The 25444-nt window shown below is 68.7% G+C and carries 26 protein-coding genes and 1 tRNA gene; 13 read left to right on the top strand and 14 right to left on the bottom strand.

The features are described from left to right. Positions 1 to 87 precede the first annotated feature (87 nt). Together ACT4MF_RS09505 and ACT4MF_RS09500 are read right to left on the bottom strand one after the other, a co-directional pair. Positions 88 to 831: a fumarylacetoacetate hydrolase family protein gene (locus tag ACT4MF_RS09505; protein ID WP_099254616.1), complete on the bottom strand. Its 744-nt coding sequence runs from the start codon at positions 829 to 831 to the stop codon at positions 88 to 90. 57 nt (positions 832 to 888) lie between these two features. Continuing rightward, a complete protein-coding gene (locus ACT4MF_RS09500) occupies positions 889 to 1986 on the bottom strand; it encodes a zinc ribbon domain-containing protein (RefSeq protein WP_444682434.1) in 1098 nt (365 codons plus the stop codon). Between the two features lie 103 nt (positions 1987 to 2089). Between ACT4MF_RS09500 and ACT4MF_RS09495 the strand changes: the two genes are divergently transcribed. From ACT4MF_RS09495 to ACT4MF_RS09485, 3 genes are all read left to right on the top strand, one after another. Further along, entirely contained in the window at positions 2090 to 2812 is a 723-nt protein-coding gene (locus ACT4MF_RS09495) for a metal-dependent hydrolase (RefSeq protein WP_444682435.1), read from the top strand. Positions 2813 to 3070: 258 nt separating this feature from the next. Continuing rightward, on the top strand, positions 3071 to 4468 hold the full coding sequence (locus ACT4MF_RS09490) for a sugar porter family MFS transporter (protein WP_099254613.1): 1398 nt from the start codon (positions 3071 to 3073) through the stop codon (positions 4466 to 4468). Between the two features lie 92 nt (positions 4469 to 4560). Continuing rightward, positions 4561 to 4959, top strand: a complete 399-nt coding sequence (locus tag ACT4MF_RS09485) for an OsmC family protein (RefSeq protein WP_099254612.1) — start codon at positions 4561 to 4563, stop codon at positions 4957 to 4959. An 88-nt stretch (positions 4960 to 5047) separates the two neighbouring features. On the opposite strand, the gene ACT4MF_RS09480 is transcribed toward ACT4MF_RS09485, so the two are convergent. Continuing rightward, positions 5048 to 7657, bottom strand: a complete 2610-nt coding sequence (locus ACT4MF_RS09480; RefSeq protein ID WP_444682436.1) for a PAS domain-containing sensor histidine kinase — start codon at positions 7655 to 7657, stop codon at positions 5048 to 5050. Between the two features lie 63 nt (positions 7658 to 7720). Continuing rightward, positions 7721 to 7906, bottom strand: coding sequence for a hypothetical protein (locus ACT4MF_RS09475; RefSeq protein WP_099254610.1), 186 nt, complete (start codon positions 7904 to 7906; stop codon positions 7721 to 7723). 179 nt (positions 7907 to 8085) lie between these two features. Between ACT4MF_RS09475 and ACT4MF_RS09470 the strand changes: the two genes are divergently transcribed. From ACT4MF_RS09470 to ACT4MF_RS09460, 3 genes are all read left to right on the top strand, one after another. Further along, positions 8086 to 8430: a hypothetical protein gene (locus tag ACT4MF_RS09470; protein WP_444682437.1), complete on the top strand. Its 345-nt coding sequence runs from the start codon at positions 8086 to 8088 to the stop codon at positions 8428 to 8430. Between the two features lie 72 nt (positions 8431 to 8502). Beyond that, a complete protein-coding gene (locus ACT4MF_RS09465; RefSeq protein ID WP_099254608.1) occupies positions 8503 to 9063 on the top strand; it encodes a thioredoxin family protein in 561 nt (186 codons plus the stop codon). 203 nt (positions 9064 to 9266) lie between these two features. Then, entirely contained in the window at positions 9267 to 10010 is a 744-nt protein-coding gene (locus ACT4MF_RS09460; RefSeq protein ID WP_099254607.1) for a ThuA domain-containing protein, read from the top strand. Positions 10011 to 10087: 77 nt separating this feature from the next. Here the strand turns inward: ACT4MF_RS09460 and ACT4MF_RS09455 are convergent, their stop codons facing one another. The 6 genes from ACT4MF_RS09455 to ACT4MF_RS09430 all read right to left on the bottom strand — a co-directional run bounded on the left by ACT4MF_RS09455 (position 10088) and on the right by ACT4MF_RS09430 (position 16166). Beyond that, complete coding sequence (locus ACT4MF_RS09455) at positions 10088 to 10876, bottom strand: PHP domain-containing protein (protein WP_099254606.1); 789 nt, start codon at positions 10874 to 10876, stop codon at positions 10088 to 10090. Between the two features lie 127 nt (positions 10877 to 11003). Further along, entirely contained in the window at positions 11004 to 12176 is a 1173-nt protein-coding gene (locus ACT4MF_RS09450) for an MFS transporter (protein WP_444682438.1), read from the bottom strand. A 72-nt stretch (positions 12177 to 12248) separates the two neighbouring features. Further along, complete coding sequence (locus tag ACT4MF_RS09445; RefSeq protein ID WP_444682439.1) at positions 12249 to 12839, bottom strand: MOSC domain-containing protein; 591 nt, start codon at positions 12837 to 12839, stop codon at positions 12249 to 12251. Continuing rightward, positions 12839 to 13234, bottom strand: a complete 396-nt coding sequence (locus ACT4MF_RS09440; protein WP_099254603.1) for a hypothetical protein — start codon at positions 13232 to 13234, stop codon at positions 12839 to 12841. The genes ACT4MF_RS09445 and ACT4MF_RS09440 overlap by 1 nt, the downstream gene beginning before the upstream one ends. Before the next feature lie 114 nt (positions 13235 to 13348). Next, entirely contained in the window at positions 13349 to 15028 is a 1680-nt protein-coding gene (locus tag ACT4MF_RS09435) for a hypothetical protein (RefSeq protein WP_099254602.1), read from the bottom strand. A 220-nt stretch (positions 15029 to 15248) separates the two neighbouring features. Then, on the bottom strand, positions 15249 to 16166 hold the full coding sequence (locus ACT4MF_RS09430; RefSeq protein WP_099254601.1) for a PLP-dependent cysteine synthase family protein: 918 nt from the start codon (positions 16164 to 16166) through the stop codon (positions 15249 to 15251). Between the two features lie 137 nt (positions 16167 to 16303). On the opposite strand from ACT4MF_RS09430, the gene ACT4MF_RS09425 reads away from it, so the two are divergent. Beyond that, positions 16304 to 16687 carry a TlpA family protein disulfide reductase gene (locus tag ACT4MF_RS09425; RefSeq protein ID WP_099254600.1) on the top strand — a complete coding sequence of 128 codons (384 nt, stop codon included), beginning with the start codon at positions 16304 to 16306 and terminating at the stop codon, positions 16685 to 16687. A 369-nt stretch (positions 16688 to 17056) separates the two neighbouring features. Then, complete coding sequence (locus ACT4MF_RS09420; RefSeq protein WP_444682440.1) at positions 17057 to 17467, top strand: type IV pilin domain-containing protein; 411 nt, start codon at positions 17057 to 17059, stop codon at positions 17465 to 17467. A gap of 489 nt (positions 17468 to 17956) precedes the next feature. On the opposite strand, the gene ACT4MF_RS09415 is transcribed toward ACT4MF_RS09420, so the two are convergent. Both ACT4MF_RS09415 and ACT4MF_RS09410 read right to left on the bottom strand, forming a co-directional pair. Next, positions 17957 to 18030 (bottom strand) — tRNA-Ile (locus tag ACT4MF_RS09415). A gap of 132 nt (positions 18031 to 18162) precedes the next feature. After that, positions 18163 to 18852, bottom strand: coding sequence for an FxsA family protein (locus ACT4MF_RS09410; RefSeq protein WP_099254598.1), 690 nt, complete (start codon positions 18850 to 18852; stop codon positions 18163 to 18165). A gap of 144 nt (positions 18853 to 18996) precedes the next feature. Here ACT4MF_RS09410 and ACT4MF_RS09405 point away from each other — a divergent pair, with 144 nt between their 5' ends. Together ACT4MF_RS09405 and ACT4MF_RS09400 are read left to right on the top strand one after the other, a co-directional pair. After that, positions 18997 to 19701: a DUF1405 domain-containing protein gene (locus ACT4MF_RS09405; RefSeq protein ID WP_099254597.1), complete on the top strand. Its 705-nt coding sequence runs from the start codon at positions 18997 to 18999 to the stop codon at positions 19699 to 19701. Positions 19702 to 19752: 51 nt separating this feature from the next. Continuing rightward, entirely contained in the window at positions 19753 to 20799 is a 1047-nt protein-coding gene (locus ACT4MF_RS09400; protein ID WP_444682441.1) for a hypothetical protein, read from the top strand. Positions 20800 to 20841: 42 nt separating this feature from the next. Here the strand turns inward: ACT4MF_RS09400 and ACT4MF_RS09395 are convergent, their stop codons facing one another. Further along, complete coding sequence (locus ACT4MF_RS09395; RefSeq protein WP_444682442.1) at positions 20842 to 21186, bottom strand: DUF8066 domain-containing protein; 345 nt, start codon at positions 21184 to 21186, stop codon at positions 20842 to 20844. Positions 21187 to 21256: 70 nt separating this feature from the next. Then, positions 21257 to 23188, bottom strand: a complete 1932-nt coding sequence (locus ACT4MF_RS09390) for an aldehyde ferredoxin oxidoreductase family protein (RefSeq protein ID WP_444682523.1) — start codon at positions 23186 to 23188, stop codon at positions 21257 to 21259. Positions 23189 to 23390: 202 nt separating this feature from the next. On the opposite strand from ACT4MF_RS09390, the gene ACT4MF_RS09385 reads away from it, so the two are divergent. The 3 genes from ACT4MF_RS09385 (at position 23391) to ACT4MF_RS09375 (ending at position 25360) form a co-directional block, all read left to right on the top strand. Beyond that, positions 23391 to 23855 carry a hypothetical protein gene (locus ACT4MF_RS09385; RefSeq protein WP_444682443.1) on the top strand — a complete coding sequence of 155 codons (465 nt, stop codon included), beginning with the start codon at positions 23391 to 23393 and terminating at the stop codon, positions 23853 to 23855. Between the two features lie 37 nt (positions 23856 to 23892). Next, positions 23893 to 24987, top strand: coding sequence for an archaeosine biosynthesis radical SAM protein RaSEA (locus ACT4MF_RS09380; protein WP_444682444.1), 1095 nt, complete (start codon positions 23893 to 23895; stop codon positions 24985 to 24987). Between the two features lie 172 nt (positions 24988 to 25159). Beyond that, a complete protein-coding gene (locus ACT4MF_RS09375; RefSeq protein WP_099254853.1) occupies positions 25160 to 25360 on the top strand; it encodes a DUF8106 domain-containing protein in 201 nt (66 codons plus the stop codon). Positions 25361 to 25444 lie beyond the last annotated feature (84 nt).

Raw genomic sequence — 25444 nt, 5'->3', positions numbered from 1 at the left:
GCGGAGACGGGACGGAGGAGAGCGAGAGGGAAGCGCACAAACAGGGGGAGAAGACGCACAACGGCGGCAGGCCCGTCCCTCGCGGGCTCAGGGAACGCGCACGTCGTGTTCGAGCGTCCCGACGCCCTCGACCTCGACCGCGACGGTGTCGCCGTCCGACAGGGCGCCGACGCCCTCGGGCGTGCCGGTCGAGATCACGTCGCCCGCCTCCAGGGTGAGGTAGGTCGTGATCTCCTCGATCAGCGTCGGCACGTCGAACATGAGGTGCGCGCGGTCGCTCGACTGCTTCGTCTCGCCGTTGACGCGGAGTTCGACGCTCGCGTCGTCCGGGACCTCGTCGGGGGTCGCCAGCACCGGGCCGAGCGGCGCGGCGCCGTCGAACGCCTTGCCGCGCACCCAGTTCTGCTCCTGATTCTGGTCGTCGCGGTTCGACACGTCGTTCATGCAGGTGAAGCCGGCCACGACGTCCATCGCGTCGGCGGCGTCGACGTCCTTGCACTGCTCGCCGATCACGACCGCGATCTCGGCCTCCCAGTCGATCCGGTCTTTCCCCGCGGGCACCGTGATCTCGTCGCCGTGGCTCGCCAGCGCGTTCGGCGGCTTCAAGAAGAGGAGCGGGCGGTCCGGAACCTCGTTGCCCAGTTCGTCGGCGTGGTCGGCGTAGTTGCGGCCGATACAGACGATCTTCGTCGGCTCAGTGGGCGGAAGCACGTCGATCGCGGGATCGTCCAGCGCGTACTCCTCGCCCGCGAAAGCGACGGTGTCGGTCTCGGAATCGTAGGTTCCCTCGCGGATCGAACCGGCCGGGTCGCGGAATCGAACGTGATGCATGCGCCGACGATAGAGCGGCCGCCGCAAAAGCGTTCCCGGTGAGGCAAACGGGGCGGGTTACTCGGCGCGATCCAGCGACTCAGATCCGGTCTCGCCGGGCGATTTCGACCCCGTCTCGCCGGGCGATTTCGACCCCGTCTCGTCGGGCGATTCCGACTCTCTCTCGCCGGACGACTCCGAGTCGGCGACGACCCCTTCCAGCGTCGCGGCGTCGCTCCCGTCGCCGAACAGTTCCGCGAGGGCGCAGTCGGCGCAGTAGTGGTTGTGGCTGATGGAGTGGGTCCGAATCGGGACGCCCGCCACGACCGTCTCGTCGCGGCGCCGGCGGACGACCCCGCGCTCGAACGCCTCGCCGCAGACGACGCAGGGCGCCGCCGTCCGCTCCGTCGCGGGGGTGATCCGGTGGTCGACGGTGCGGACCCGCCCGAACCGGGAGAGGCCGTGGCGGCGCTCCAGCCGCCGCTCCGCGGGCGGCGTCAGCGCCAGCCCGATCGCGGCGAAGCCGAGCCCGAACAGCGCTCCGGCGGTCGCTCCCGCTTCGGCCCCGACGGCGGCGATACCCAGCCCGATCAGCAGGAGAATGCCGCCCAAGAGGTATCCGGAGAGCGTGACGAGCGGGTCGTCGTCGCCGCGCGTCGGCAGTTCCCCGTCGGGGATCGGACCGTCGGAGACGCTGAGCCGGCGCGTCTCCGCCAGCTCGGCGTAGTGGTACCAGCCGTACAGCAGGTTCCCGACGCCGCCGGTCGTCACGAGCAGGAGGATGTGGACCGGGATCGAGCCGATGTCCCGGTCGACGAGCACGACTCGGTCGCCGTGGTCCTCGGTGAGCTCCCAGCCGGCGTCGAGGTGGTCGCGGACCCGGGCGCGGAAGGCTTGCCGGGCCTCCGAGTCCGTGTCGTCGCCGCTCGCCGCCGCCTCGCCGGTCAGGACTTCGGCGTCCCCGCACGGCGCGCCGCAGTTCGCGCAGAACTCGTCGTCCGCCGCGACGGGGGCGCCGCACGCCGCGCAGTACGCCGACGGGGCGTCGCCTCGGGAATCCGCGGCACGCAGGTCGGCGCCACAGCCCGGGCAGAAGTTCGCGTCGGGGGCGACCGCCCGATCGCACTCGCGACATCGGTCGGTCCCTGGCGGGGGATCGTTCCGCGTGGAGGGCATCGGCGACCGATTCGAACGGCGGGGGGTTAACTCCTCTCCCAGCGGGCGGGGTGACCGCGGCGTCGGCTTTTATTATGACTCGCCGAGACGTGCTACGCGTACCATGGAACTCAGCTGGCACGGCCACTCGACGTGGCACGTCGTCGTCGATGACACGGAGCTCCTGATCGATCCGTTCTTCGACAACCCGATGACCGACGTCGACCCCGGGGAGCTCGACCCCGACTACCTCCTCTTGACTCACGGCCACAGCGACCACATCGCCGACGCCGCGGCGTTTCCGGAGGCGACGGTGGTCGCCACGCCGGAACTGACCGCCTACGTCCAGGAGGAGTTCGGCCACGAGCACACGGTTCCCGCCGGCGGGATGAACATCGGCGGCACCGTCGAGTGCGGCGACGCGTGGGTGACGATGGTCCGCGCCGACCACTCGAACGGGATCGAGAACGACCCCGACTACTCCGCGGGAATGCCCGCCGGCTTCGTGATCGGCGACAAGAAGCCGACGCAGGAGTCGGACCCCGACTGCACGACGTTCTACCACGCCGGCGACACGTCGCTGATGTCCGAGATGGTCGACGTGATCGCGCCGTACCTCGAACCCGACGCCGCCGCGCTCCCGACCGGCGACCACTTCACGATGGGGCCCGCGGGGGCCGGCATCGCCGCCGACTGGGTGGGCGCCGACGTGGTGTTCCCGATGCATTACGACACGTTCCCGCCGATCGAGATCGAGACGCGGGAGTTCGTCAACGAGGTGAAGGCGGCCGGCGCCGCGGCGGAGCCCGTCGTCCTCGACGGTGACGAGACGTACGTACTGGAGTAGTCGCCCCGGCACGCGACAGCGGTCGTTTTTATAACCGAACGACCTACCCGGCGAGCCGCGGCACTCGGGCCTTCGATCCGCGGTTGCGTCGCCGCGGACTCGCGAGTGTAGAATACTATTCGAGTTCGAATAAATATTATTCAGCGCGTAGTAGATTCATTTTCACCTCGACTGGCATATAACAATCAAACATTTTTAAATTAATAATAAATCAGAAGCCTTCTAAATAAAAGACGGTTACCGTCGGATTGGTACGCCATGTCAACCGCAGATATGCGGGCTGTGATCCGCGGGGAGGGCGGACGGTTCGTGTACGTCGTCTCCGCGCTCGCAGCGCTCAACGGTCTTCTGTTCGGGTTCGACACGGGGATCATCTCCGGAGCCATCCTCTTCATCGACACCGCCTTCGAGCTGACGCCATTGGTGGAGGGAATCGTCGTCAGCGGCGCGATGGTCGGGGCGGCCGCCGGCGCGGCCGTCGGCGGACAGCTGTCCGACCGCATCGGTCGCAAGCGGTTCATCCTCCTCTCGGCCGGGGTGTTCTTCGTCGGTTCGTTCCTGATGGCGGTCGCGCCGACGGTCGAAGTGCTCGTCGCGGGGCGGATGATCGACGGGGTCGCCATCGGCTTCGCGTCGATCGTCGGCCCCCTGTACATCTCCGAGATCGCACCCCCGTCCGTCCGCGGCGGACTCACGTCGCTGAACCAGCTGATGGTCACCGTGGGGATTCTCTCGTCATACTTCGTCAACTACGCCTTCTCCGGCTCCGGGTCCTGGCGGATCATGCTCGGCGCTGGGATGATCCCCGCCGTCGTGCTCGCCGTCGGGATGCTCCGGATGCCCGAGAGCCCCCGGTGGCTCTACGAGGAAGGGCGAACCGACGAGGCCCGTGCCGTGCTTCGCCGTACGCGGGACGGCGATATCGAGTCGGAGCTCTCCGAGATCGAGTCGACCGTCGAGGCGCAGTCCGGGAACGGCGTCCGCGACCTCCTCAGCCCGTGGATACGCCCGGCCCTGGTCGTCGGACTCGGGCTCGCGATCTTCCAGCAGATCACCGGGATCAACGCAGTGATGTACTACGCGCCGACGATCCTCGAATCGACCGCGTTCGGAAGCTCGCAGTCCATCCTCGCGTCGGTGTTCATCGGCACCGTCAACGTCGCGATGACGGTCGTCGCCATCCTCCTCGTCGACCGCGTCGGGCGGCGCCCCCTCCTGCTCGTCGGGACCGGAGGGATGATCGGGTCGCTGGCCGTCGCGGGCCTCGTCTTCCAGTTCGCCGACCCCACCGGCGGGGTCGGTTGGCTCGCGACGCTCACGCTCGTGTCGTTCGTCGCGTTCTTCGCGATCGGACTCGGGCCGGTGTTCTGGCTCCTCATCTCCGAGATCTACCCGCTCGCGGTCCGGGGGAGCGCGATGGGGCTCGTGACCGTCGCCAACTGGCTCGCGAACCTCGCCGTGGCGCTGTCGTTCCCCGTGCTGCTCGACGGAATCGGTACCCCGGCGACGTTCTGGCTGTTCGGCGCGTGCAGCGTCGTCGCCCTGCTCTTCACCTACCGGACCGTCCCCGAGACGAGGGGCCGAACGCTCGAGGCGATCGAGGCTGACCTCCGCGGCGCGACGGGACCGGCGGCGGACGTGCGCGGCGACGACTGACCGAGCGGCCGACCGAGCGCGCCGGGCAGAGCGCGCCCGGCGTGCCGATGCCGGTAACCTTTATCCTCGCGAGACCGAACCGGAAGACGACCATGGCAGACATCGAGACATCCACCGTTTCCGAGGAAGGGTACGCCTGCACGAGTCAGGTCGGCGAGTTCGACATGCAGATCGACGCGACCGACGAGACGGGACCGAACCCGAACGCCGCGCTCGTCGCGACGTACGCCTCCTGTTACCTCCCCGCGTTCCGAGTCGGCGGGAGCCAGCGCGGCGAGGAGGAGCTCGGCAAGGTCCAGATCGACGCGAGCGCGGCGCTCGACGACGACGACGACCTGGAGTCCATCGCCTTCGACGTCCACGTCGAGGCCGACCTCGACGAGGAGACCGCGGCCGACATCGCCGAGCGCGCCGAGGGCATCTGTCACGTCCACACCGCGCTGCGCGACGAGCTCCACGCCGACATCAGCGTCTACACCGGCGCGTTCTGAGCCGGCGGCGCGAACGGTTCAGCAGTTCGACAATTTTTTGCATCGACGACGCCGACTCGAGAGCCGCAGAACCGCCCGCGGAGCGTCCTCAGTGTCGGTCGACGCCCGTGAACTCGAAGCGAGCGCCCCCGTCGTCACCCTCGGTCAGCGTCACGTCCCAGCCGTGGGCCTCCGCGATGCGCTCGACGATGGCGAGTCCGAATCCGGTCCCCGACTCGGAGGTGGTGTGGCCGCTCTCGAACACCTCCTCGCGCCGGTCTTCGGGGACCCCGGGGCCGTCGTCTTCGATGTAGAACCCGTCCGGAAGGTCGCCGACGACGACGCGGTCCCCGCCGTGTTCGGCCACGTTTCGGAAGAGGTTCTGGAGCAGTCGCTTGGTCCGCCCGGGGTCCGCGAGCACCTCCCCCTCGGTCTCGACGACGACCTCGATCGCCCCCGCAGATCCGTCCCCGCCGCTCTCGGAGCCGTCGATGGATCCGAGCACGTCGTTCGCGTGTCGGGTCGCCAGTTCGGCGAGGGAGACCGGATCGACCGAGCCGACGGTGTCGCCCTGCCGGGCGAGCGTGAGCACGTCCTCGATCAGCCGCTCCATCTCGTCGAGCGCGGTCTCACAGCGGTCGAAGTACGACTCGTCGCCGGTCTCGCGGGCGAGCCGGAGGTATCCGGAGAGCACGTTGAGCGGGTTTCGGAGGTCGTGCGAGACGATGCTCGCGAACTCGTCGAGCCGCTCGTTTTCGCGTTCGATCCGGCGTTCGTACGCCTTCCGCTCCGAGATGTCGCGGCTGGTGGCGAGGAAGCGATCCTCGCCCTGAACGTCGACGCGGCGAACTTGGACCTCGACCGGGAACGTGGTGTCGTCGGCCCGTCGGAACGTCGTCTCTGTCCGGCGCGTCTCGCCCATCTCGATGGACTGCCAGAGGTCGACACCCTCCGACTGGTCCAGCTCCGCGTCGATATCCCAGACGTCCATTCCCACGATCTCCTCGCGGTCGTAGCCCAGTTCGGCCGCCATCACCGGGTTCGCGTCGACGATCTCGCCCGCCTCGTCGTGGATGTCGATCATGTCCGGCGAGTCCTCGTAGAGGGCCTCCAGCCGCGCGGAGGTTCGTTCGAGCTCTCGCTGGCGACGGCGCTCCACGGTCACGTCGCGGGTGATGCTGATCACGCCGTCGAACTCACCGTTGATGGCAAGCCGGCGCAGCGAGAAGTCGATGATCGCGTCGGAGCGCTCGGGAATGTCGAGTTCGACCGTTCCGGACAGCGCCTCGCGCTCTCCCGCGACCAGCTCCGCGAACGGGTCGTCGTCTCGGTCCTCGCGGAGCTGCTGTAACAGGGGACTCGGCCGACCGATGAGCTCCTCGCGAGTTGTCTCGTACACCCTCGTCAGTCGGTCGTTGACGACCGCGAATCGCCGGTCGGCGTCGTACAGGGCCACGGAGTTGGGGAGCTCGTCGACGATCCGCCGGTAGCGCTCCAAGTCGCGCTCTCGCTCCTTCTCCTCGGTCACGTCGATGTGGATCCCGACGGCGCGAACCGGCTCCCCGTCGTCGGTGCGCTCGACGACGCGCCCGCGGTCGCGGATCCACTTCCAGTCGCCAGATTTCGCTTCCATCCGATGGTCGCACTGATAATACGCCGTCTCCTCGGAGAAGTGCTCCTCGAGCGCCGCCCACGTCTCCTCGAGGTCGTCGGGGTGGACACGCTCTTCCCACTCCGAGAGCTCGAAGGCGATCTCGGACCGGTCGTATCCCAACATGCCGGCCCACCGCTCGTCGAACCGCACCTCGCCGCTCCTGATGTCCCAGTCCCAGACCCCGACGTCGGCGCCCTCCACCGCGAGTCGGAACCGCTCGGAGAGCTCCTGGAGCTCGCGCTCGCGCTCGCGTTCCTCGGTCACGTCGCGGAAGTACACCGACAGGCCGGTGTCGGAGGGGTACGCGTCGATCGCGAGATCGAGGTCCGGCCCGGGGAAGTGAAACTCGAAGGTGGTCGGCTCGCCGGACGCCATCGCGTCGCGGAACTGCGATTCGACCTCGGTCCCGCGGAGCGCCCGGAAGCGGTCCCAGATCCGGTCCCCGAGCAGGTCCTCGGCGTCGCGCTCGACCAGTTCCGCCGCCCGCTCGTTGAGATACGTGAGCCGCCACGACTCGTCGATGCCGCAGAACGCGTCCGTCATCCGATCGAGGTGCTCGGTCACCCGGCGCTCGGTGTGCGATCGAGAGACGGCGCGGGCGATGCGGGAGGCGAGCGTCGCGTAAGGACCGTCGGCGTGCTCGAGATCGCTGGTGTCGAGAGGGGCAGGGTCGGCGGAGCCGTCGGTGCCACCGCCCACCGGCAGGTACTCGTCGACGCCCGCGGCGATCGCCTCGCTCGCGACGGCCTCCGATCCGTGGGCCGTGAACAGCAGAAACGGGAGGTCGCCGACTCGGTCCCGGACGGTTCTGAGGAACTCCACGCCGTCCATTCCAGGCAGGTCGTAGCCGCTGACGACGCAGTCGACTTCGCCCGAGTCGATGACACTGAGGCCCTCGGCCGCGTCGGCGGCTGTCGTCACCGCGAACCGGTCGGCGTGAGTTTCGATGGCCGTCGCCGCACGGTCCCCCACCTCCGGGCGATCGGCGACGAGCAGCACCCGCACCGGATCTGACTGTAGGTCCGCCGCGAGCGCGTCCGTCCTGTGACCGTCCCGTGTCGTCATCCGTTTACGCATCGAATAGGTGATATAGTAATTATTTCCATTTTACATTTCGCGCCTCGTCCGTCACGCCGACGCGTACGCGACGACGGCGCTGGACGCGGCGTACCCGATCGCCGCCATGAGAAGCGCCGCGACGAGCGCGACGGCGAACTCCCCGGCGACGGCGAACGCGAGCAGAAACCCGGCCATGCCGACCGCGTTCGCGCACAGCAGCCGGAGCGTTCGGTATGACGGCTCCCGGGTGGACATACCCGTGGTACGAGTTCCCCACCCTAAAACCCACGAGTCACCGGTGATCGCGAACCGTCGGCGGCCGGGCGTCGGGTGCCGCGATCGTGACGACGACTCAGGCCGGTTTCGGGCGGGCGCGGGGTGGTCCGAACGCGACGAGGTGACGATTTAGGACCGATGCCGCGGCCACCCGCCCCATGCGACCGCGAGACGATCCGGCAGACCGGGGGCGATACGCGCCGGAGCGACGGCGGGGACCGGACGCTCGGGAACGCTCCCGCTCCCGACGAGGAGCGGGACGCGACCGAACCGGCTCTGCGCCGCAGGGACCCTCGTCCCCGGTGCTCATCCCGGGCGTCACCCTCGGCGCGCTCCTCGCGGTCGTGACCCTCGCCGCGATCCGGTCGACGGGCCGGGTGCTCCGAGAGTGGTCTCTCGCGATCGCGGTGTGCGCCGTCGTCGCGGGATGCGTGCTGAGCGCTGTCGTCGTCGCCCACATCGCGGCGGGAGCCGCCGCACGGTGGGGCGGGGCAAGCCGCTGAACACCTCAGGGAGTCGGCCTCGCGGAACGGTTCCGCGGAACGGTTTTGCGGCCGGCACCCGAAGGGGCGCGTATGGTCGCAACGGAATCCGACTCGGACCTCGATCGCGGCGACGCCGCGCCGCCGTTCGAGCTACCCGGCACCGACGGCGAGACGTACACGCTCGACTCGTTCGACGCGGACGCCCTGCTCGTGGTGTTCACGTGTAACCACTGCCCGTACGCGCAGGCGAAGTTCGACCTCCTCAACGATCTGGCGACCGAGTACGAGGATCTGGCGGTCGTTGGAATCAATCCGAACGACGCCGACGAGTACCCCGACGACTCCTTCGAGGCGATGCGCGACCGCGTCGCCGACGGGACGATCGCGTACGACGCGTACCTCCGCGACGAGACGGGCGAGGTCGCGGACGCGTACGGCGCGGTGTGTACCCCCGACCCGTTCCTGTTCGGCCGCGACGGGGACGCGTTCCGGCTTCGGTATCACGGCCGCCTCGACGACGCGCTGAACCCGGACGACGAGCCGACCGAGTACTACGTCCGCGACGCCGTCGACGCCGTGCTCGCCGGCGAGGCCGTCGACATCCCCGACCGCCCCTCGCGAGGGTGTTCGATCAAGTGGCCGGAGGAGTGACCGGGCGGGGGTGACGAGGCGAGAGTGACGTGACAGCCGGGGCGAGCGACGCGGACGACGAAGGGAGCCGACGAAGCCGACACCACCGGCCCCCGAGGGGTCGCCTCTGAGGGCCCGCGTTCTCGATCACCGGCCCGCCGCGGGTGTTCCGGTCGTTCGGCGCCGATACGAGCCTACAAGTCGGTTCGGCGGGGAGCGAACGCATGGCACGCGTCACGGTCTGGAACGAGTATCGGCACGAACGCGAGAGCGACGCGGTCGCCGACGTGTACCCCGACGGGATCCACGCGGTCATCGCGGACGCGCTCCGCGGGGCCGGTCACGAGGTCCGCACCGCGACACTCGACGCGGGGCCGGACCACGGGCTCACCCAGGACGTGCTGGACGACACGGACGTGCTCACGTGGTGGGGGCACGCGGCCCACGACGAGGTGCGCGACGCGGTCGTCGATCGCGTCCACGAGCGGGTCCTCGACGGCATGGGCCTGTTGGTGCTCCACTCAGCACACTACTCGAAGGTCTTCAGGCGGCTGATGGGCACCAGCTGCTCGCTCAAGTGGCGGGAGGCCGCCGAGACCGAGCGACTGTGGGCGGTCGAGCCGAGTCACCCGATCGCCGACGGGATCGGCGAGTACATCGAACTCGGCGAGACGGAGATGTACGGCGAGCGGTTCGACGTTCCAGCGCCGGACACGCTCGTGTTCAACTCCTGGTTCGCCGGGGGCGAGGTGTTCCGTTCCGGCTGCTGTTACCGTCGCGGGAACGGGCGGGTGTTCTACTTCCGCCCCGGACACGAGACGTACCCGATCTACCACGACGACGACGTGCGGCAGGTGCTCCGGAACGCGGTCGAGTGGGCGGATCCGGGTGACGGCCCGACGCCCGACTTCGGCAACGCCGACCCGATCGAGGAGATCGACACCGACGACGACCGGACGGTTCACTGATCGGGCGGGCGCAGGCGGGCCGGTCACCCATCGAGCACACCCGGGCGAGACCACCGACGCGTAACCCCAGGCGTCGCTCAGTCCGCGGCTACCTCGTCCACCCGCACGGGGTCGAGCCCGCGGCGATCGAGTTCCGCTTCGATCTCGTCGATCCGGGGCGCGATGACATCCGGGTCGTGGCTGTCGGTTCCGACGCTCACCCGGAGGCCGGCGTCGGCGAGCCGGTCGAGGAAGGCGGGCGCCGGGTGGAACTCACCGTAGTCGTCGAGCAGGCGGCCGGCGTTGATCTCCGGAACGGTCCGCGAGTCGCGGAACGCCTCGACGACCGCCGCGTAGTGGTCTTCGGTCGCGAACCCGCGGAGGTGGGGATTGCGCTCGATCAGGTCCGGGTGCGCGGCGATCGCGAACAGCTCGGCGTCGACCAGCGCGACCAGCTTCTCGAAGTATCGGTCGACGAGCGCCCGCCGTTCCCCCGCCGGCTTGTCGGCGAAGTGCGAGCGCGTGTGGACGTTCGCGCCGTCGAGGTCGTGGACGCTCCCGATCGCGTAGTCGAACCCGGCCTCGCCGAGGAAGTCGGCGATCGCCGCCTCGTGGTCCGGGTCGTAGTCCATCTCCACGGCGTCGAACACGTCGACCTCGACGGCGGGGTCCCCGCGGAGCGCCTCGATCGCCTCGCGCCGCCGCTCGTACGTCAGGTCGAGGTTGAAGCCGAGCGCGCGCTTGAACCGCTCCGCGCTCGGGTCGGGCGAGACGTTGCAGTGGTCGGCGATCCCAACCCCGTCGACTCCCGCCTCGGCGGCGGCGTCCACCATCCGGCGGAGAAACGCGCCGTCCGAGTAGTTCGAATGGACGTGGTAGTCGTGCACAGCCGGGATTCGTCCCGGATCGACTCGTAGTTTCGGGTCGCGTGCGACGCCGCCGCACGGGTGTTCGGCCGGGGGCGTAGACATTCAGGCCGGTCGCGTACCGGCGCTCAGACCGGCGCGTACCGGGTCAGTATCCCGTCCCGAGCGCCCAGTTCGCGACGAGCGCGGCGAACGTGATCCCGAACAACACCGCCAAGATCCCGAAGGAGACGCCCCAGCCGAACAGGTCGGCGGCGAGCCCGACCCCGAACGAGCCCGCGGAGCCGATCACGGTGTAAACCGTCCGGACGAGCCCGAAGCCGGCGCCGCGCTCCGCGTCGCTCAGCGCGTCCATGAACCGCGGATCGATCGCCGAGAAGAAGCTGGCGCCGGAGCCGGCCAACAGCACCGCGACCGCGACGCCGGCGAGTCCCGGACCGAAGACGAAGGCGGCGGTCCCAACCGCGCCCGCCAGCATCGCCGAGCCGATAGCGACGTCGCGGCCCGCCCGGTCCGACAGCCGTCCGAGCCCGACCTGCGCGACGGCGCGGACGACGAAGAACGCCGAAAACACCCCGGCGGCGAGCGACGGCGAGTAGCCGCGGAACTCGACGAGGAACGTCGGGAGGAACGACATCACACCCTGGACCACGTACGTCCCGGTCATCGCGACGAACAGCGGGAGGAGGACGCTGGGGCGCGAGAGGAGTTCGACGAGCGGCGCGAGCGCGAACCGCTCCCGCATCGGCTGGTCCGGGCGCCGCGGCTCCGTCGGGCGCACGCGCCACGCGAACAGCAGGAACACCGGCACGCCGACCAGCGCGGCCAGCGCGACCGCGGGGCGCCACCCGAACCGGACCCCGACCCACGCGGCGGCGACGGGGGCCACGAGCCCGGCGAGGGGGCCGCCGACCGAGTGGAGCCCGATCGCGGTCCCGAGGTCGTCGAAGGTCCGGGAGAGCAGCGTCGTCGCCACCGCGTAGTGGAGTCCGGCGACGAGCCCCAACAGCACCGCCGCCAGCACGAACGCGGGGAAGACGGGCGCGAGCGCGAGCACGACGCTCATCGCCGCGGTGCCGCCGACGGCGACCAGGATCACGAGTCGCTCGCCGTGTCGGTCCGCGAGCACGCCGCTCGGGAACTGGGCCGCGCCGTACGCCAGCCACATCCCCGAGAGCGCGACTCCGATGGCGGTGTTCGACACCGCGAAGTCGTCGACGATCAGCGGGACGACGGGGCTGATAGCCAGCCGGGCGAAGTACGTCACGAGGAAGGCGAGCATACACAGCGACAGCACCGTGTGCCGGTACTGCCAGCTCATCCGACCGTCACTGTCGTTTCGTCCGGCCGGTCCGGGCTCAATGCTTTCGGTTCCGGCCGGTGACGCCGGCGCCTACTCCCCGTGCGGGTCGGAACGGGTCGACTCGTCCGAATCGGCGGAGCGGGTCCCGTCCGCCGAGCGCGACTGCAGTCGCTCCGCGATCGCTGCGCCCGCGGTCCGGGGGTCGGCCTCCCGCAGTTCGACCCGGTCGCCGACCGCGACGCGACCGGGTTCGAGCACGTCACAGCAGAGCCCGCCGCGCCGTTTGAGCGCCGCGGCGAGCCCGTCCGCACCCGCTAGCTCCTCGACGTGGGCACAGGGCGGGCGCCGGCGGGTCGGGCGGAGGAGCGCCTCGCCGACCGCGACGGTCGCGTCCAGCAGGTCGTCCATTCCGGCGCCGAACCCCGCAACGACGACGTTGCGTCGGTGGCGCCCGTCGGAGACGTCGATGCCGGTCTCCTCGCGCACCGCATCGAGCGCCTCGGCGGCGACGAGCGTGACCGCGCAGGCGTCGAGCTGGAAGGTGCCCCCACCGCGGTGGTAGCGGTCTCCCGCGATCCCGTGGGGACGGACCTCGACCGCGTCCCGGAGTTCGGGAGGCGCACCGCTCTCGGAGGCGGTGACGAGGTCGCGGACCGTGCCGACGGCCACGTCCTCCGCCATCACGGCCCTCCGAGCAGGGACGGGTCCCCCGGCTTCAGCCACTCGCGGTGCGCGTAGTAGACGATCGCGACCGGCGGCGCGAGCAGCGCGACCAGCGCGTACAGCCATTTGAAGAGCCCGAGGTCGGCGACGCCGCGCTCGTCGAGCGACAGGGCGTCGAGGAGGATCGCGGCGGTCGCGAGCGGCGCGAGGAGGTAGCCGTGGGCGAACGCGACGGCGGCGCCCGTCGGGGTGCCTGCCGAGAGCAACGCCCAGTCGATCGCGTAGAGGAGCGTCCAGCCGGCGGCGGCGACCGCGAGGAACCGCAGCCACGGCCCGTCGAACCGGCGGTCGCTCGCGTCGGCGTCGGCTCCGGGGCCGGGCGCACCGGAGAACGATTCGGGATGGGTTCTCACGACCGAACTGGGGGACGGAGAGTAATCAACGTCCGGATCAGAAGTGTCGTCGAGGGCCGTTGAGTGCTCGGAGACGGCGTACCCGCCGTCAATCGGCGAGCCACGCGCCGCGGCCTAACCCGCGACCGCTCGGGTGGTGGCGTTCCCGGTACCAGACGCTGACGCGTTCGTCGGCGTCCGGACCTCGACCGATTCGTCGTCGTACACCTCCATGGTCTCGATCACGGTTCCGTTTGCAGCGACGCGTCGGACGACGACCGCGGGGACCTTCGCATCCGTTCCGTTCGGTCCCGCTTCGGTTTGGGTCTCGGCGGGCGTCTCGCCGCTGAGGAACGCGGTGATCGCGTCGGTTTCGGCGAACGAGTCGACATCGCCGGACCGGGCGTCGACGAACGCGACGTACGCGATCCCGCTGTTGTCTTCGGGGACGACGCGCACCTGCCAGTACTCTCGGTCGTCGATGACCGTGAGGATCGGTTCGGCCGGGTCGAACCGGTCCCAGTCCGTCTGGGGCGCCGACTGCCGCACGAGGTCCGCCGCTCGCTGCGGACCGAACAGCGAGTCACTCGGCACGTACCGCTCGAAGTCGCCCGTTTGCCCGTCGATCGTCCACAGCTCCTGGAGACCCTGCGCATCGCCGTAGGGCTCGACGGCGACGACGTACTGCGGGCCCGACTCGGAGAGGACGAAGAACGGCTGGTCGTTCTCGTCGCCGGGCAGCGGTGCGATCTCGATCTCGTCCTCGTGGCTCGTGTAGGTGTTGACGATCCCGTTGCGGTACTTCGTCGCTCCGACCGCTCGGAGCGCGAGGTCTTCCGGGAACAGCTGCTGGTCGTCGAGAACGGGGGTGTCCGCGGCCTCGCTCGGTGAGAGGGTATCGATCGAGCCGCTCGGATCGATGACGGCGACGCCGCCCCACCTCGGCGTGGAGTGCGGAAGCGGCGTCAGGTGGAACTGCGGCTCGGAGTAGGGGACGACGATGTACTGGGTGCCGTCGTGAACGACCATCTTAGGGTCGCCGTAGTCGACGAGGTACGACTGCGATTTGAGGAGCTCCCACCGGTAGTTCCGGTAGAAGATGGTTCCGACGCCGGTTTCGAGTTCGCCGTCGACGGACCGCACGTTCGCTCCCTGTGTCGTCATGTCGACGAGAACGGTCCCGGGCTGCCCCTTCGTGATCATGTTGAACAGTCCATCCGGGGCGAGCGGGGCCGCCCAGTAGGGCGTGCCGTTTACCACGCTGATGTCGGTCTCGCCGACCCGGTACTGTGGTCGGTTGAGCGTGTTCGAGGCGTACCGATCCGCGACCGCCCGCGTGACGATCCGCGGGTTGTCCGCATCGACGTTGTCGAGTCGCTCAACGGTGGCCGTTTCTCCCATCGTCTGGTCGCTCAGGGTCACGCCGGCCACCGCGTTTGCGACGGGCAGCAGCGCGAACGCCACGAGCACGAAGGTGACCATCCCGACACGGAGCGGCGTAATCGTCTGCTCGTCGCTGGCGACTGCGTTGACGACAGTCGCAATCCGATCGCCCGAACGTGCGGTGGCCCACGCGGCGAGGGCGCCAGCAGCGACGCCGAGCAGCAACAGCGGCGTGGTGTACAGGGTGTAGACGAGGCCGTGAAGCCACGGTCGAAAGAACCACCCGATCGCGATGATGACGAGTCCGACGACACCGAGCAGAACCCACGACCGAGCCGGAGTCCGCTGCGTCAGATCGGTCGGCGGCCGATCGGATTGGTCCTCGTCTGATGACGGTTCGTCCGTATCGTCGGCAGGAGGGCGCGGTGACATTGATACTGATGGTGAAACGGCGGCGACGGACCGCGAGCGCGGAGCGCTGCGGCAGGGGGAGTGCAAGCCGACAGGCGTTCGATCCCACCCGTCGGGGCGGAGGGCGACGCGACGGAATCCACATCCGGAGTGACACCTGTCAACAGATAAATGTTGTACAACTCTACAGAGCCACCTCGCGATCGGTCACTGACGGGGGGCTAAGACGGTGGAGTGGCGCCTATTCGTCGAAGGTACCGGCGGTGAGATAGCGCTCGCCGCTGTCCCAGAAGACGGTGACGACGAGCGGCTCATCACCGGCGAACGCGCCCGACTCCCGGAGTTCGGCGGCGACGTTTTTGGCCGCGAGGTTGGAGGCGCCGGAGGACTGGCCGACGAGCAGCCCCTCCTCGCGGGCGAGCCGGCGACACTCGGTCTCGGCGCTCTCGATGTCGACCGTGTGCACGTGGTCGATCAGGTCGGTGTCGAGGTTCGGCGAGACGAACCCCGGACCCATCCCCTGGAACTCGTCGACACCGGGCTCGCCGCCGGAGATGACGGCGTTGTCGCTCGGCTCGACCGCGTCGATCCGCACGTCGGGAAACGCCTCGCGGAGCCGCCGCCCGATCCCGGTGAGCGTGCCGCCGGTGCCGACGCCCGCGACGAGGGCGTCGACGGTGCGGTCGGCCACCTGATCGAGAATCTCCGGGCCGGTGGTCTCGTAGTGGGCCAGCGGGTTCGCGGGGTTGTCGAACTGCCGGAGCTGGACCATCCCCTCGTCGCGTTCGAGCGCGTCGGCGCGGTCCTTGGCGTCGGAGATGTCGCCGTCGACGAGATCCACGTCGGCGCCGTACGCGCGCATGAGCCGCCGTCGCTCGATCGACTTCCCGTCCGGCATCACGAGCGTCACGTCGTACCCCTTCACCGCGCCGACCATCGCCAGCCCGATCCCCGTGTTGCCGGAGGTGGGTTCGACGATCCCGTCGCCGGGCGTCAGCTCGCCGGCCTCCTCGGCGGCCTCGACCATGTACAGCGCCGGGCGGTCCTTCGCGGAGCCGCCCGGATTGCGCGACTCGACCTTCGCCGCCACGGTCGTCTCCGACGGCGAGTCGACTCGCACGAGCGGCGATCCGAGCCCGTCCAACACGTCATCGTCCATGGGCGACCCACGGGGGCGGCACCCAAATGCCCAGCGGACTCCGGCGAGTCGTGTCCGGCGAGTCGTGTCCGGCGAGGGCGGGCCGACCCGTTGCCACCGACGCGGCGTTTACATGCGTCGCCGGCGTACCACGGCGTATGACCCTCGAAACGCTCGCTCCCGACGCCGGCGACGCCGACGAGATCGACCCCGCCGTACTGGACGCGCTCGCGGCCGACGACTACCGGTTCAAGGTGTGGGGCGGCGACTGGTGTGGCGACTGCCAACGACAGCTCCCGGACTTCGGCGCGGCGCTCGACGCGGCCGGCGTCCCCGACGACCGGATCGAGGACTTCCCGGTGACGAAGGGGCCGAACGGCAAGGAGGGCGAGGGCGTCGACGAGTACGACATCCGGCTGATCCCGACGGTCGTCGTCGAGACCGCCGGCGGCGAGGAGGTCGCGCGCTTCGTCGAGGAGGCGGACGTGTCGATCGCCGAGCACCTCGCGCGGGAACTCGCGGATATCGACGTTCGGGCCTGAGTCGCCCCACCAGCAAGGCGAATACAACGAGCGACGATCCCGTCGCCGATCGACATCGTAGGGCCCCCGCGTTCGCCGGTGAGCGCAAGCACCTTCACCTCCGAGCGACCGCTACGGTTCGAGTTCTCGACACGAACGAAGAGTCAGGAGACACTCGGCCCCTCACAGGTCCGGACGAGAGTTAGGCCGCAGAGATATTACGCCGATGTAACCGGATCGCCAATGAATATGGCTGGTGGGTTTTCACCTATGAGATTTGGGTCAACGTTTATAAATATCAGAGTGACTTAAGCTAAACTAGCCAGTGACCCGACGGACGCGTCCCCACAGAGATTCGGGATCGCGCCTCGGCCCCAGCTGGGTTCAAACATGAAATCAAGCAAGCTATTCAGCAAGGACGACCGTGGTGTGAGTCCCGTTATCGGGGTTATCCTCATGGTCGCAATTACCGTGATCCTGGCCGCCGTCATCGGGACGTTCGTGCTCGGACTCGGCGACTCGCTGAACGATACTGCACCGCAGGCGTCGTTCACCGTGGACAGCGTAGACACCGATAACATCAACTTCACAAAGACCGGTGGAGAATCGATTGAAGCGAGCGATCTCACGGTCTCTGTCAATGGGACCAGAGAAGGCCAGTTCAGTCAGGGACGTTGGCGGACTGGAGAAAGTAGGGGCGTATCTATAGGAAATGCAACAATTAATCAGGAGGAAACTGTTCGCATCATCCACGATCCGAGTGGGAACACGATCTTCCAGCAGACCGTCGACTTCAGCTAACTAAGTTAGCGTTTCCGTCGCGGTCGCTTTTTCATTTTCTCGCTGTATCCAACCAACGACTGGTGTTAAACTGCTGAGTCATCGCGGAATCAGCCGTCAGAAACTCCGAAACGTTCGGCTTCCTCTCACTCCCGACGGGCACTCAAAGAGACGGAGCCCGACGACAGGGTGGATCGACAAGCATCGGTGACTGCCGGCTATCACACAAGCCGCGGACAGCCATCCGAAGTCTCCCAGAGTACACCGGACGTCGCTCGGGACGTGTGCGTCACACTGGGCGCAGTTGCTCCGGCGACGGTGAGATCTGAGTACCCCCGCTCCGAGGTCACATCGGTACCGCCGACGGAAGGCGACCGAGACTACCGACGTGATTCCTACACGAGCGAGACACGCTAGCGGAGTCTCTAGTGGAGTAGAACAACCGAATTAGGTGGCTGGGGAGTTCCCGGCCCCTAACACGCCACGGCCAAAGACCGTGGACGTTGTAGGTGGGCCAACACGGATTTGAACCGTGGACCTCCCGGTTATCAGCCGAGCGCTCAACCTGACTGAGCTATTGGCCCAGGTGAGCGCATTCAATCGTTGCGCTGGTAGGATTTTAAGGGTTTCCTTTCGCGAATCGACCGCAGTCAGCCGGTTTTCGATCACGGGAGAAACGGCTCACGCGGCGGGGACAGCCCGCGAACGGCGGCGTCTCAGTCGGTTCGATCGGTCTCCTCGTCTTCGACTGTGAAGTCCACGTCGACGACGTCGTCCGCGTGGTCCGGGTCGTCGAAGCGGTCGCCGTCGGAGTCGCTGCCGGCGCCGTCACCGGCGGACCGCTGGCCGTTGAAGTCGTCGGTGCCGTCGAACTGACCCTCGTCGAAGCCGTCGCCGTCGAAATCGTCGGCGTCGAAGTTCCCCCCGAACGCGCCGCCGCCCATCGTGAACCCGGCACCGGCGCCGTCACCGTCACCGTCGCCGCCGGGGAACCCCCCGATGTAGACGTTGCCGGTGGTGAAGCCGTTGGTCTCGCTGTCGAGGTACGGGATGACCACGTATTTTTTGAGGGCCATCCGGATCGGAACCCGCGAGAGCGGGAGCGCGAGCAGGAAGCCGACCGCGTCGGTGACGAGTCCCGGCGTGAGCAGGAACGCGCCGGCGGCGATCAGGAGGCCACCGTCGAGCAGTTCGTCGGTCGGTGGCTCGCCGCGGGCCAGCTTGCGCTGAACCCGTGCGAGCGTCGCGCGCCCCTCGGCGCGGAGGAGGAGCATCCCGAGGACGGCCGTCAACACGACGAGCGCGACCGTGACCGCCCACCCCAGCCGCGTCGCGACGACGATCAGGAACAGCGCGTCCACGAGGGGGACGACGAGGAGCAGCGCGAGCAGCGTTCGCGGGCGCATACCGTCGCCTTCCCGCCGGGGACGCATAGCCCTTTTCGTCCGGAGTTGCCCGCTCCGCGACCGACCGCCCCGCGGCCGCCGTCGCTTCGCGGCCGTCCGCTCCGCGACCGCCACGGCTTTGACCGCCCGGTCCGAGCCGACCGTATGGATATCGTCGGCGCGCTCGGCCGCGATCCCCCGGACCGCGAGTCGCTGCCGCGGTGGCTCGCCCCGCTCCCGAAGCCGCTGGAGGACATCGCCTTCCGGCTGATCTGGGTGATCGTCGCCATCAACCTGCTCGGCACCGCGTTCGGCTTCTGGTACTACCGGTTCCAGTTCCGCGAGCTTCCGGTCGAGATGTGGCCGTTCATCCCCGACAGTCCGGGCGCGACGCTGCTGATCGCGCTCGCGCTCGCGGCGTGGGGGGTCGGCCGCTCGAGCGACACGCTCGCGACGCTCGCCTTCTTCGGGAACATCAAGCTCGGGCTCTGGACCCCGTACGTCCTCGTCGTCTTCTGGCCGGCGTTCCTCGCGAACTCCGGCCCCGCGATGTACGCGTTCCTCTTCGTGAGCCACCTCGGGATGGTCGTGCAGGCGTTCGTGCTCCACCGGATCACCGACTTCCCGCTGAAGGCGGTCGGCGTCGCGACCGCGTGGTACACGGTCGACCTGTTGATGGACTACTTCGTCCCGGTGATCGGCGAAGTGACCCACACCTCGATCCCATACGCCGACGCCGAGCCGTGGTTCACGACGACCGTGTTGCAGGTCGCGGCGGCCGGCGCGGTCGCGCTCACCGTGATCCCCCTGTTCTGGGCGCTCGCGACGCGGGTCGCCACGCTCCGGCGCCGATCCGGAGAGACGGCCTGACGCCGCCAGCGGCGTCCCCCGTTTAAGTCCTCCCGGACCGTCGGGTCGGGCATGAGCGCGTACGAGCGGATCGCGGACCTCACCGTGACCATCGAGTCGGTTGAGCGCCGCCGGTACACCGGCGAGACCACGAGCGGGTTCGAGCGAACGACCACCGAGTTCCGCCTCGCCGGCGACGGCGTCGTCGGACGCGGCGAGGACGTGACGTACGAGACCGAGGACCACGCCGCGCTGGTCGGGACCGACCCCATCGACATCGAGGGGGAGTGGACCATCGACGAGCTGTCGGCGCGCCTCGACGAGATCGACCTGTTCGCGCACAAACCCCCCGAACGAGCGTACTTCCGCAACTACAGGCGATGGGCGGTCGAGAGCGCCGCGCTCGATCTCGCGCTCCGACAGCGTGGAGTGTCGCTCGGCGAGCGGCTCGGGATCGAGCCCGAGCCGGTCCGGTTCGTCGTCTCGACGCGCCTCGGGGAGCCGCCGACGACCGACCGGGTCGAAGAGCTCCTCGCGCTCGACGACGACCTGGAGTTCAAGCTCGACCCGACGCCCGACTGGCCGGAGGAGGCGTTCGTCACGCTCAGAGAAACCGACGCGGTCCGGATCCTCGATCTGAAAGGGTGGTACGAGGACACGGACGTCGACGTCGAGCCCGACCCCGAGCTGTACCGCGACGTGTTCGCCGCGTTCCCGGCCGCGGTCGTGGAGGACCCCGGGTTCACGCCCGAGACGCGCCCGCTCGTTGAGCCGCAGGCCGACCGACTCTCCTTCGACTACCCGATCGACGGGGTCGAGAGCCTCGAATCGCTCCCCGTCGAGCCGGGGTGGTGCAACATCAAGCCCTCCCGGTTCGGGACGCTCGAGTCGCTGTTCGAGACGATCGCGCACTGTCGGTCGAAGGGGATCGACCTGTACGGCGGCGGCCAGTTCGAACTCGCCAGCGGTCGGACCGCGATCCAGACGCTCGCGGCGCTCTTCTACCCGGACGGACCGAACGACGTGGCCCCTCGACCGTTCAACGACCCCGAGGCGTCGCCGCCGTACCCGATGAGTCCGATTCGGCCCCACCGCGACGCCGTCGGCTTCGAGTTCTGAGCGGGAAGCGAATCGGAGTCCGAAGCGCCGGGCGGTCGCGCCCTATCGCTCGCGCTCCCTGACCCGGTCCGACGGCGGCGACGGGGCGGAGTCGCGGTCGGAGTCGGGTTCGCGCTCGGTCGCGGAGCCGACCCGGGACGCGCCGTCGGCTTCGCGCTCGCGGGTGTCGGCCACCCGTTGGGCGGCGTCGGCGATCGAGTCGAAGACGGCGAGCGTCCGGTAGCTGAGGTAGAGTCCGAACGGTAGACCCACGCCGATCAGAACGCCGAGGAGGAGTTCTGCGACGATCACGGCCGAGTACGTGAGCGCGAGGAGGGAGAGGGCGGCCAACGCCGCGCCGATGGGCGTTCGAAGGGCGTCGGAGGGCGAGAGCGGGTCGTGCGGCATACCCTCCGCTATCGGGGCGAGATACTAAAAACGGGCGCGAAACGGAGCGGCGGCGGCGACGCGACCGTCGTCAGTCGTCGGCGGGAGCCGCGGAGTCGCCGGCGGAGACGCCGGTGCCGGGGCCGATGTCGATCCCGAGCGCTTCGAGCTTCTCGTCGGGGACGACGCCGTCGACCCAGCCGCGGGTCTCGTAGTACTCCGCCTTCATCTCGTCGAGCTCGCAGAGCTGCCCCTCGCTGGCGCCCGTGCCGGGGACGGCGTCCGGGTGCCCGTCGATGAAGCGGTTCGGCAGGGTGTCGTCGGCACCGTCGAAGCCGACGAGGTTGTTGTAGTAGCGCTCGAGGTTGTACACCCGTTCGCCGGCCTCGAACAGCTCGTCTTCGGTGACGTCGCGGCCGGTCATGCCGTTGTACTGGAGCACGTACTCCTCGATCCCTTCCGCGAACGCGCTGAACTTGCAGATGTCGAAGGAGTCGGAGACGGCGTGCAGGTCCTGGAAGGTGGCGGTGAGCTCGCCTTTGCCCTCCCACTCGTACGGATCGACCTTCTCCGGAATGCCGAGAATCTCGGCGGCCGGCGTGTAGCCGCGCAGGTGGCAGGCGCCGCGGTTGGAGGTCGCGTACGCGATCCCCATCCCCTTCATACAGCGCGGGTCGTAGGCGGCCATCGTCTGGCCCTTGACCGAGAGCTTGTTGCCGTGGGCGTCCTTCGCGTCGGCGATGCGCTCGGGCCCCTCCGCGAGGAGGTCGCCGAGGTCCGAGGAGCGGTGGCCGATCTCGTCGAGGAGATCGATCATCGTCTCGGAGTCGCCCCAGTCGAGGTGGCCGACGTCGTCGAGTTTCCCCTCTTCGCTCATCTCCATCGCCATCGCCATCATGTTGCCGGCCTCGATGGTGTCGATGCCGAGGTCGTTACAGCGCTGGAGCATCAGCGCGATCTCGTCGCGGTCGGAGTGGCCGGAGTTCGGCCCGAGCGCCCACGCGGACTCGTACTCGTACGACTCCGTGCGGACGTTCATGTCCTCGCCCTTGTGCGTGACGTCGACGTCGACCTCCTTCTTGCACGCCACCGGACAGGAGTGACACGTGGGCTCGTCGACGAGGATGTTCTCGCGGACGTTCTCGCCGGAGACGCGCTCCGCCTCGATGTCGGTGCCCTCGGCGTCGTGGTACGCCTCCGTCGAGGTGTACTTCGCGTTCTTCGTCGGGAGGCCGTCCATCTCCTCCGTCGCGTTCATCAGGACGTTGGTGCCGTACATCGAGAGCCCGCCCTCGTTGGGCGCGGTCACGTCGGACTCGCGGATGACCTCCATCGCCTGCTGGTACCCCTCTTGGAACGTCTCCGGGGAGGCCGGCTTCGGCATGTCGGTGCCGCTCTTGACGACGACGGCCTTCACGTTCTTCGAGCCCATCACGGCGCCGGTGCCGCCGCGACCCGAGGCGCGGTCGTCCTCGTTGATGACGCAGCCGTAGCGCACCTCGTTCTCGCCGCCCTGCCCGATCGCCATCACGGAGACGTTCCGACCGACCTTCCCGTCGACCTCCTCGCCGATCTGGTCGATCGTGTCGTGGACGCCCTGTCCCCAGAGGTGGGCGGCGTCGCGTACCTCGACCTCGCCGTCCTCGACGAACAGGTAGACAGGCTCGTCGCTCGCGCCGTCCAGTAGGAGGCCGTCGAGCCCGGACCATTTGAGTCGGGCCCCGGACCAGCCGCCGTGGTGGGAGTCGGTGACCGTCCCCGTCAGCGGGGACTTCGTCACCAGGGCGATCCGACCGCTCATCACGGTTTGGGTGCCCGTGAGCGGACCGGTCATGAACGCCAGTCGGTTCTCCGGCCCCAGCGGGTCCACGTCGGGCCCCTTGTCGAAGACGTACTTCACGCCGAGCCCGCGCGCGCCGATGTACTTCTTGGCGTCGTCGTCGTCGATCCCGCGGTACTCGACCGTTCCATCCCCGAGATCGATCTGTGCAACTCGGTCTCTGTAGCCGCCCATTTTAGTCATGTAATGCTCTTTCATTATATTAGGGCCGTACCGTGTTAGTTGTTAATTCGGTCACGCAACCAAGATCGGTTACAGCGCGTCGGGAAGATCCGGTCCTCCTCCCGGCTGCGGTGCGTGTTCGGTCGGCGGATCGATGCTCTGGGGGCGGTCGGCCGCGACGGCGTCGAGAAGGGATTAACCCGATCGGGACCGAGCCGAAAGCGTGAACGACTCCGACGACGCGGCCACACGGCGGAAGCGAGACCGCCACGGTCGAAAGCGGCTCGGCGGCTCGTGGCGGTCCACCGCCGCGTTCGCAGCGCTCGTCGTCATCGCGTCGCTCGTCCCGGTCCCGGCAGTCGGGTCCGGGAGCGGCGGTTCGGGGGTCGCGCTTCCCGCGTGGATCGGGTTCACGACCCCGTTCCACCTCGTCGGGTACGTCGTCCTCGCCGCGCTGGCGACCCGAACAGCGATCGGATCGGGACGAGAATCGGTCGCGGCGGCCGCGGTCGGCATCGGTGTCGCCGTCGCCGTCGGATTCGGCGTCGAACTCGTCCAGGCGCCGATCGCCTGGCGGTCGTTCGCGTGGGGGGACGCCGCCGTCAACGCCGTCGGCGCGGGGATCGGGGGCGCGGCGGTCCTCGCGGGCGCCGGTTACCCGCGGAGCGCCGGCGGCGAGCGGCGATGACGACACGGCTTTACGCGCTCGTCCGCTTCCTCCGGTAATGAGCAAGCCGAGCCCCGACGCGTACGAGCAGGGGCGCGGGATGGACGCGCACAACGCCGTGATGCGCGACATCCGCGCCGAGCGCTCGGAGACGTACGACCCGACCCAGCCCACCCGCGTGTGGATCGACGAGGACAACACGCCGGACGGCGTGGTGAACTCCCTGACTATCATCCTCAACACGGGCGGCTGTCGGTGGGCCCGCGCCGGCGGCTGTACCATGTGCGGCTACGTCGCGGAGTCGGTCGAGGGCGGCAGCGTGAGCCACGAGGCCCTGATGAACCAGATCGAGGTGTGTCTCGACCACGAGCGCGAGGAGGCGGACGCGCCCGCCGAGCTGATCAAGATCTACACCTCCGGCTCGTTCCTCGACGAGCGCGAGGTCCCCGCGGAGACCCGACGGGCCATCGCCGAGACGTTCGCGGACCGGGACCGGATCGTCGTCGAGTCGCTGCCGGACTTCGTGAGTCGGGAGAAGGTCCGCGACTTCGCTGACCGCGGCATCGCGACCGACGTGGCGGTCGGGCTGGAGACCGCGACCGACCGCGTCCGCCACGACTGCGTGAACAAGTACTTCGACTTCGCCGACTTCGAGGACGCCTGTGCCGAGGCGGCCGCGGCCGACGAGACAGTCGACGCCGACGTGGGGATCAAGGCGTACCTCCTGATGAAGCCGCCCTTCCTCGCGGAGCCGGAGGCCGCCGCCGACATGATCGACTCGATCCGGCGCTGTGCCGCGGTCGAGGGGTGCCACACCGTCTCGATGAACCCGACGAACGTCCAGCGGTACACGATGGTCGACGAGCTGTTCTTCGAGGGGGGGTACCGTCCGCCGTGGCTCTGGTCGGTCGCGCACGTCCTCGAAGCGACCGCCGACGTCGACGCCATCGTCGTCTCGGATCCGGTCGGTCACGGCTCCGACCGGGGCGCGCACAACTGCGGCGAGTGCGACGACCGCGTCCAAACCGCGATCAAGGACTTCGACAAGCGGCAGGACCCGAGCGTCTTCGAGCAGGTGTCCTGCGAGTGTGAGGCGACGTGGGAGCTCGTCATGGAGGAAGAGACGAGCTACAACATGCCGCTCGCGCGGTAGATACGTCCGGAACGAGAGGTCCTGCGCAGCGCAGCGATCACCATTCTCCGGCATTCCGAAACGTTCGATCCGTTTCAGGCGATTTTGTGCACAATGTGTCCGTGACAATACGGACCATACCGAACGATCAGGTCGAAAAAGACCCTTATACCTCCGGATACTGAGGTTATCCATGAACGCAGACGCCAACGGTCCCCGGTCGGTTCGCGGCAAGTCGGTCCTGTTCTGTGCGGAGTGCAGCTTCGAAAACCCCGTTTCGGAGGGGTGGCTCGTCGTCAGCGACGGCGACGAGCGCACGATCGTTTGTCCGGAGTGCGGTCACGTCGCCGACCACCGGACGGAGCGGTCAGCCCCGGCGCCAAGGGCCGACTGAACGGGCGGTCCGATCGGCCGGTCGGTTTCGCGGCTCTCGCTTTCCTACCCTCCTGTCCCCCCGTCTCGCCTCCGGCCCTTCCCG

It is taken from the genome of Halorubrum sp. FL23, assembly GCF_052439115.2.
Classification (GTDB): domain Archaea; phylum Halobacteriota; class Halobacteria; order Halobacteriales; family Haloferacaceae; genus Halorubrum; species Halorubrum persicum.
The sequence above is the reverse complement of the archived record's forward strand: the minus strand, read 5'-3'. Positions and strand labels throughout refer to the sequence as shown.

Bases quoted from the DNA above. Each gene is read 5' to 3' on its own strand.
- ACT4MF_RS09505 (WP_099254616.1), bottom strand. From the start codon at position 831: ATGCATCACGTTCGATTCCGCGACCCGGCCGGTTCGATCCGCGAGGGA.
- ACT4MF_RS09500 (WP_444682434.1), bottom strand. From the start codon at position 1,986: ATGCCCTCCACGCGGAACGATCCCCCGCCAGGGACCGACCGATGTCGC.
- ACT4MF_RS09495 (WP_444682435.1), top strand. From the start codon at position 2,090: ATGGAACTCAGCTGGCACGGCCACTCGACGTGGCACGTCGTCGTCGAT.
- ACT4MF_RS09490 (WP_099254613.1), top strand. From the start codon at position 3,071: ATGTCAACCGCAGATATGCGGGCTGTGATCCGCGGGGAGGGCGGACGG.
- ACT4MF_RS09485 (WP_099254612.1), top strand. From the start codon at position 4,561: ATGGCAGACATCGAGACATCCACCGTTTCCGAGGAAGGGTACGCCTGC.
- ACT4MF_RS09480 (WP_444682436.1), bottom strand. From the start codon at position 7,657: ATGACGACACGGGACGGTCACAGGACGGACGCGCTCGCGGCGGACCTA.
- ACT4MF_RS09475 (WP_099254610.1), bottom strand. From the start codon at position 7,906: ATGTCCACCCGGGAGCCGTCATACCGAACGCTCCGGCTGCTGTGCGCG.
- ACT4MF_RS09470 (WP_444682437.1), top strand. From the start codon at position 8,086: ATGCGACCGCGAGACGATCCGGCAGACCGGGGGCGATACGCGCCGGAG.
- ACT4MF_RS09465 (WP_099254608.1), top strand. From the start codon at position 8,503: ATGGTCGCAACGGAATCCGACTCGGACCTCGATCGCGGCGACGCCGCG.
- ACT4MF_RS09460 (WP_099254607.1), top strand. From the start codon at position 9,267: ATGGCACGCGTCACGGTCTGGAACGAGTATCGGCACGAACGCGAGAGC.
- ACT4MF_RS09450 (WP_444682438.1), bottom strand. From the start codon at position 12,176: ATGAGCTGGCAGTACCGGCACACGGTGCTGTCGCTGTGTATGCTCGCC.
- ACT4MF_RS09445 (WP_444682439.1), bottom strand. From the start codon at position 12,839: ATGGCGGAGGACGTGGCCGTCGGCACGGTCCGCGACCTCGTCACCGCC.
- ACT4MF_RS09435 (WP_099254602.1), bottom strand. From the start codon at position 15,028: ATGTCACCGCGCCCTCCTGCCGACGATACGGACGAACCGTCATCAGAC.
- ACT4MF_RS09430 (WP_099254601.1), bottom strand. From the start codon at position 16,166: ATGGACGATGACGTGTTGGACGGGCTCGGATCGCCGCTCGTGCGAGTC.
- ACT4MF_RS09425 (WP_099254600.1), top strand. From the start codon at position 16,304: ATGACCCTCGAAACGCTCGCTCCCGACGCCGGCGACGCCGACGAGATC.
- ACT4MF_RS09420 (WP_444682440.1), top strand. From the start codon at position 17,057: ATGAAATCAAGCAAGCTATTCAGCAAGGACGACCGTGGTGTGAGTCCC.
- ACT4MF_RS09410 (WP_099254598.1), bottom strand. From the start codon at position 18,852: ATGCGCCCGCGAACGCTGCTCGCGCTGCTCCTCGTCGTCCCCCTCGTG.
- ACT4MF_RS09405 (WP_099254597.1), top strand. From the start codon at position 18,997: ATGGATATCGTCGGCGCGCTCGGCCGCGATCCCCCGGACCGCGAGTCG.
- ACT4MF_RS09400 (WP_444682441.1), top strand. From the start codon at position 19,753: ATGAGCGCGTACGAGCGGATCGCGGACCTCACCGTGACCATCGAGTCG.
- ACT4MF_RS09395 (WP_444682442.1), bottom strand. From the start codon at position 21,186: ATGCCGCACGACCCGCTCTCGCCCTCCGACGCCCTTCGAACGCCCATC.
- ACT4MF_RS09390 (WP_444682523.1), bottom strand. From the start codon at position 23,188: ATGACTAAAATGGGCGGCTACAGAGACCGAGTTGCACAGATCGATCTC.
- ACT4MF_RS09380 (WP_444682444.1), top strand. From the start codon at position 23,893: ATGAGCAAGCCGAGCCCCGACGCGTACGAGCAGGGGCGCGGGATGGAC.
- ACT4MF_RS09375 (WP_099254853.1), top strand. From the start codon at position 25,160: ATGAACGCAGACGCCAACGGTCCCCGGTCGGTTCGCGGCAAGTCGGTC.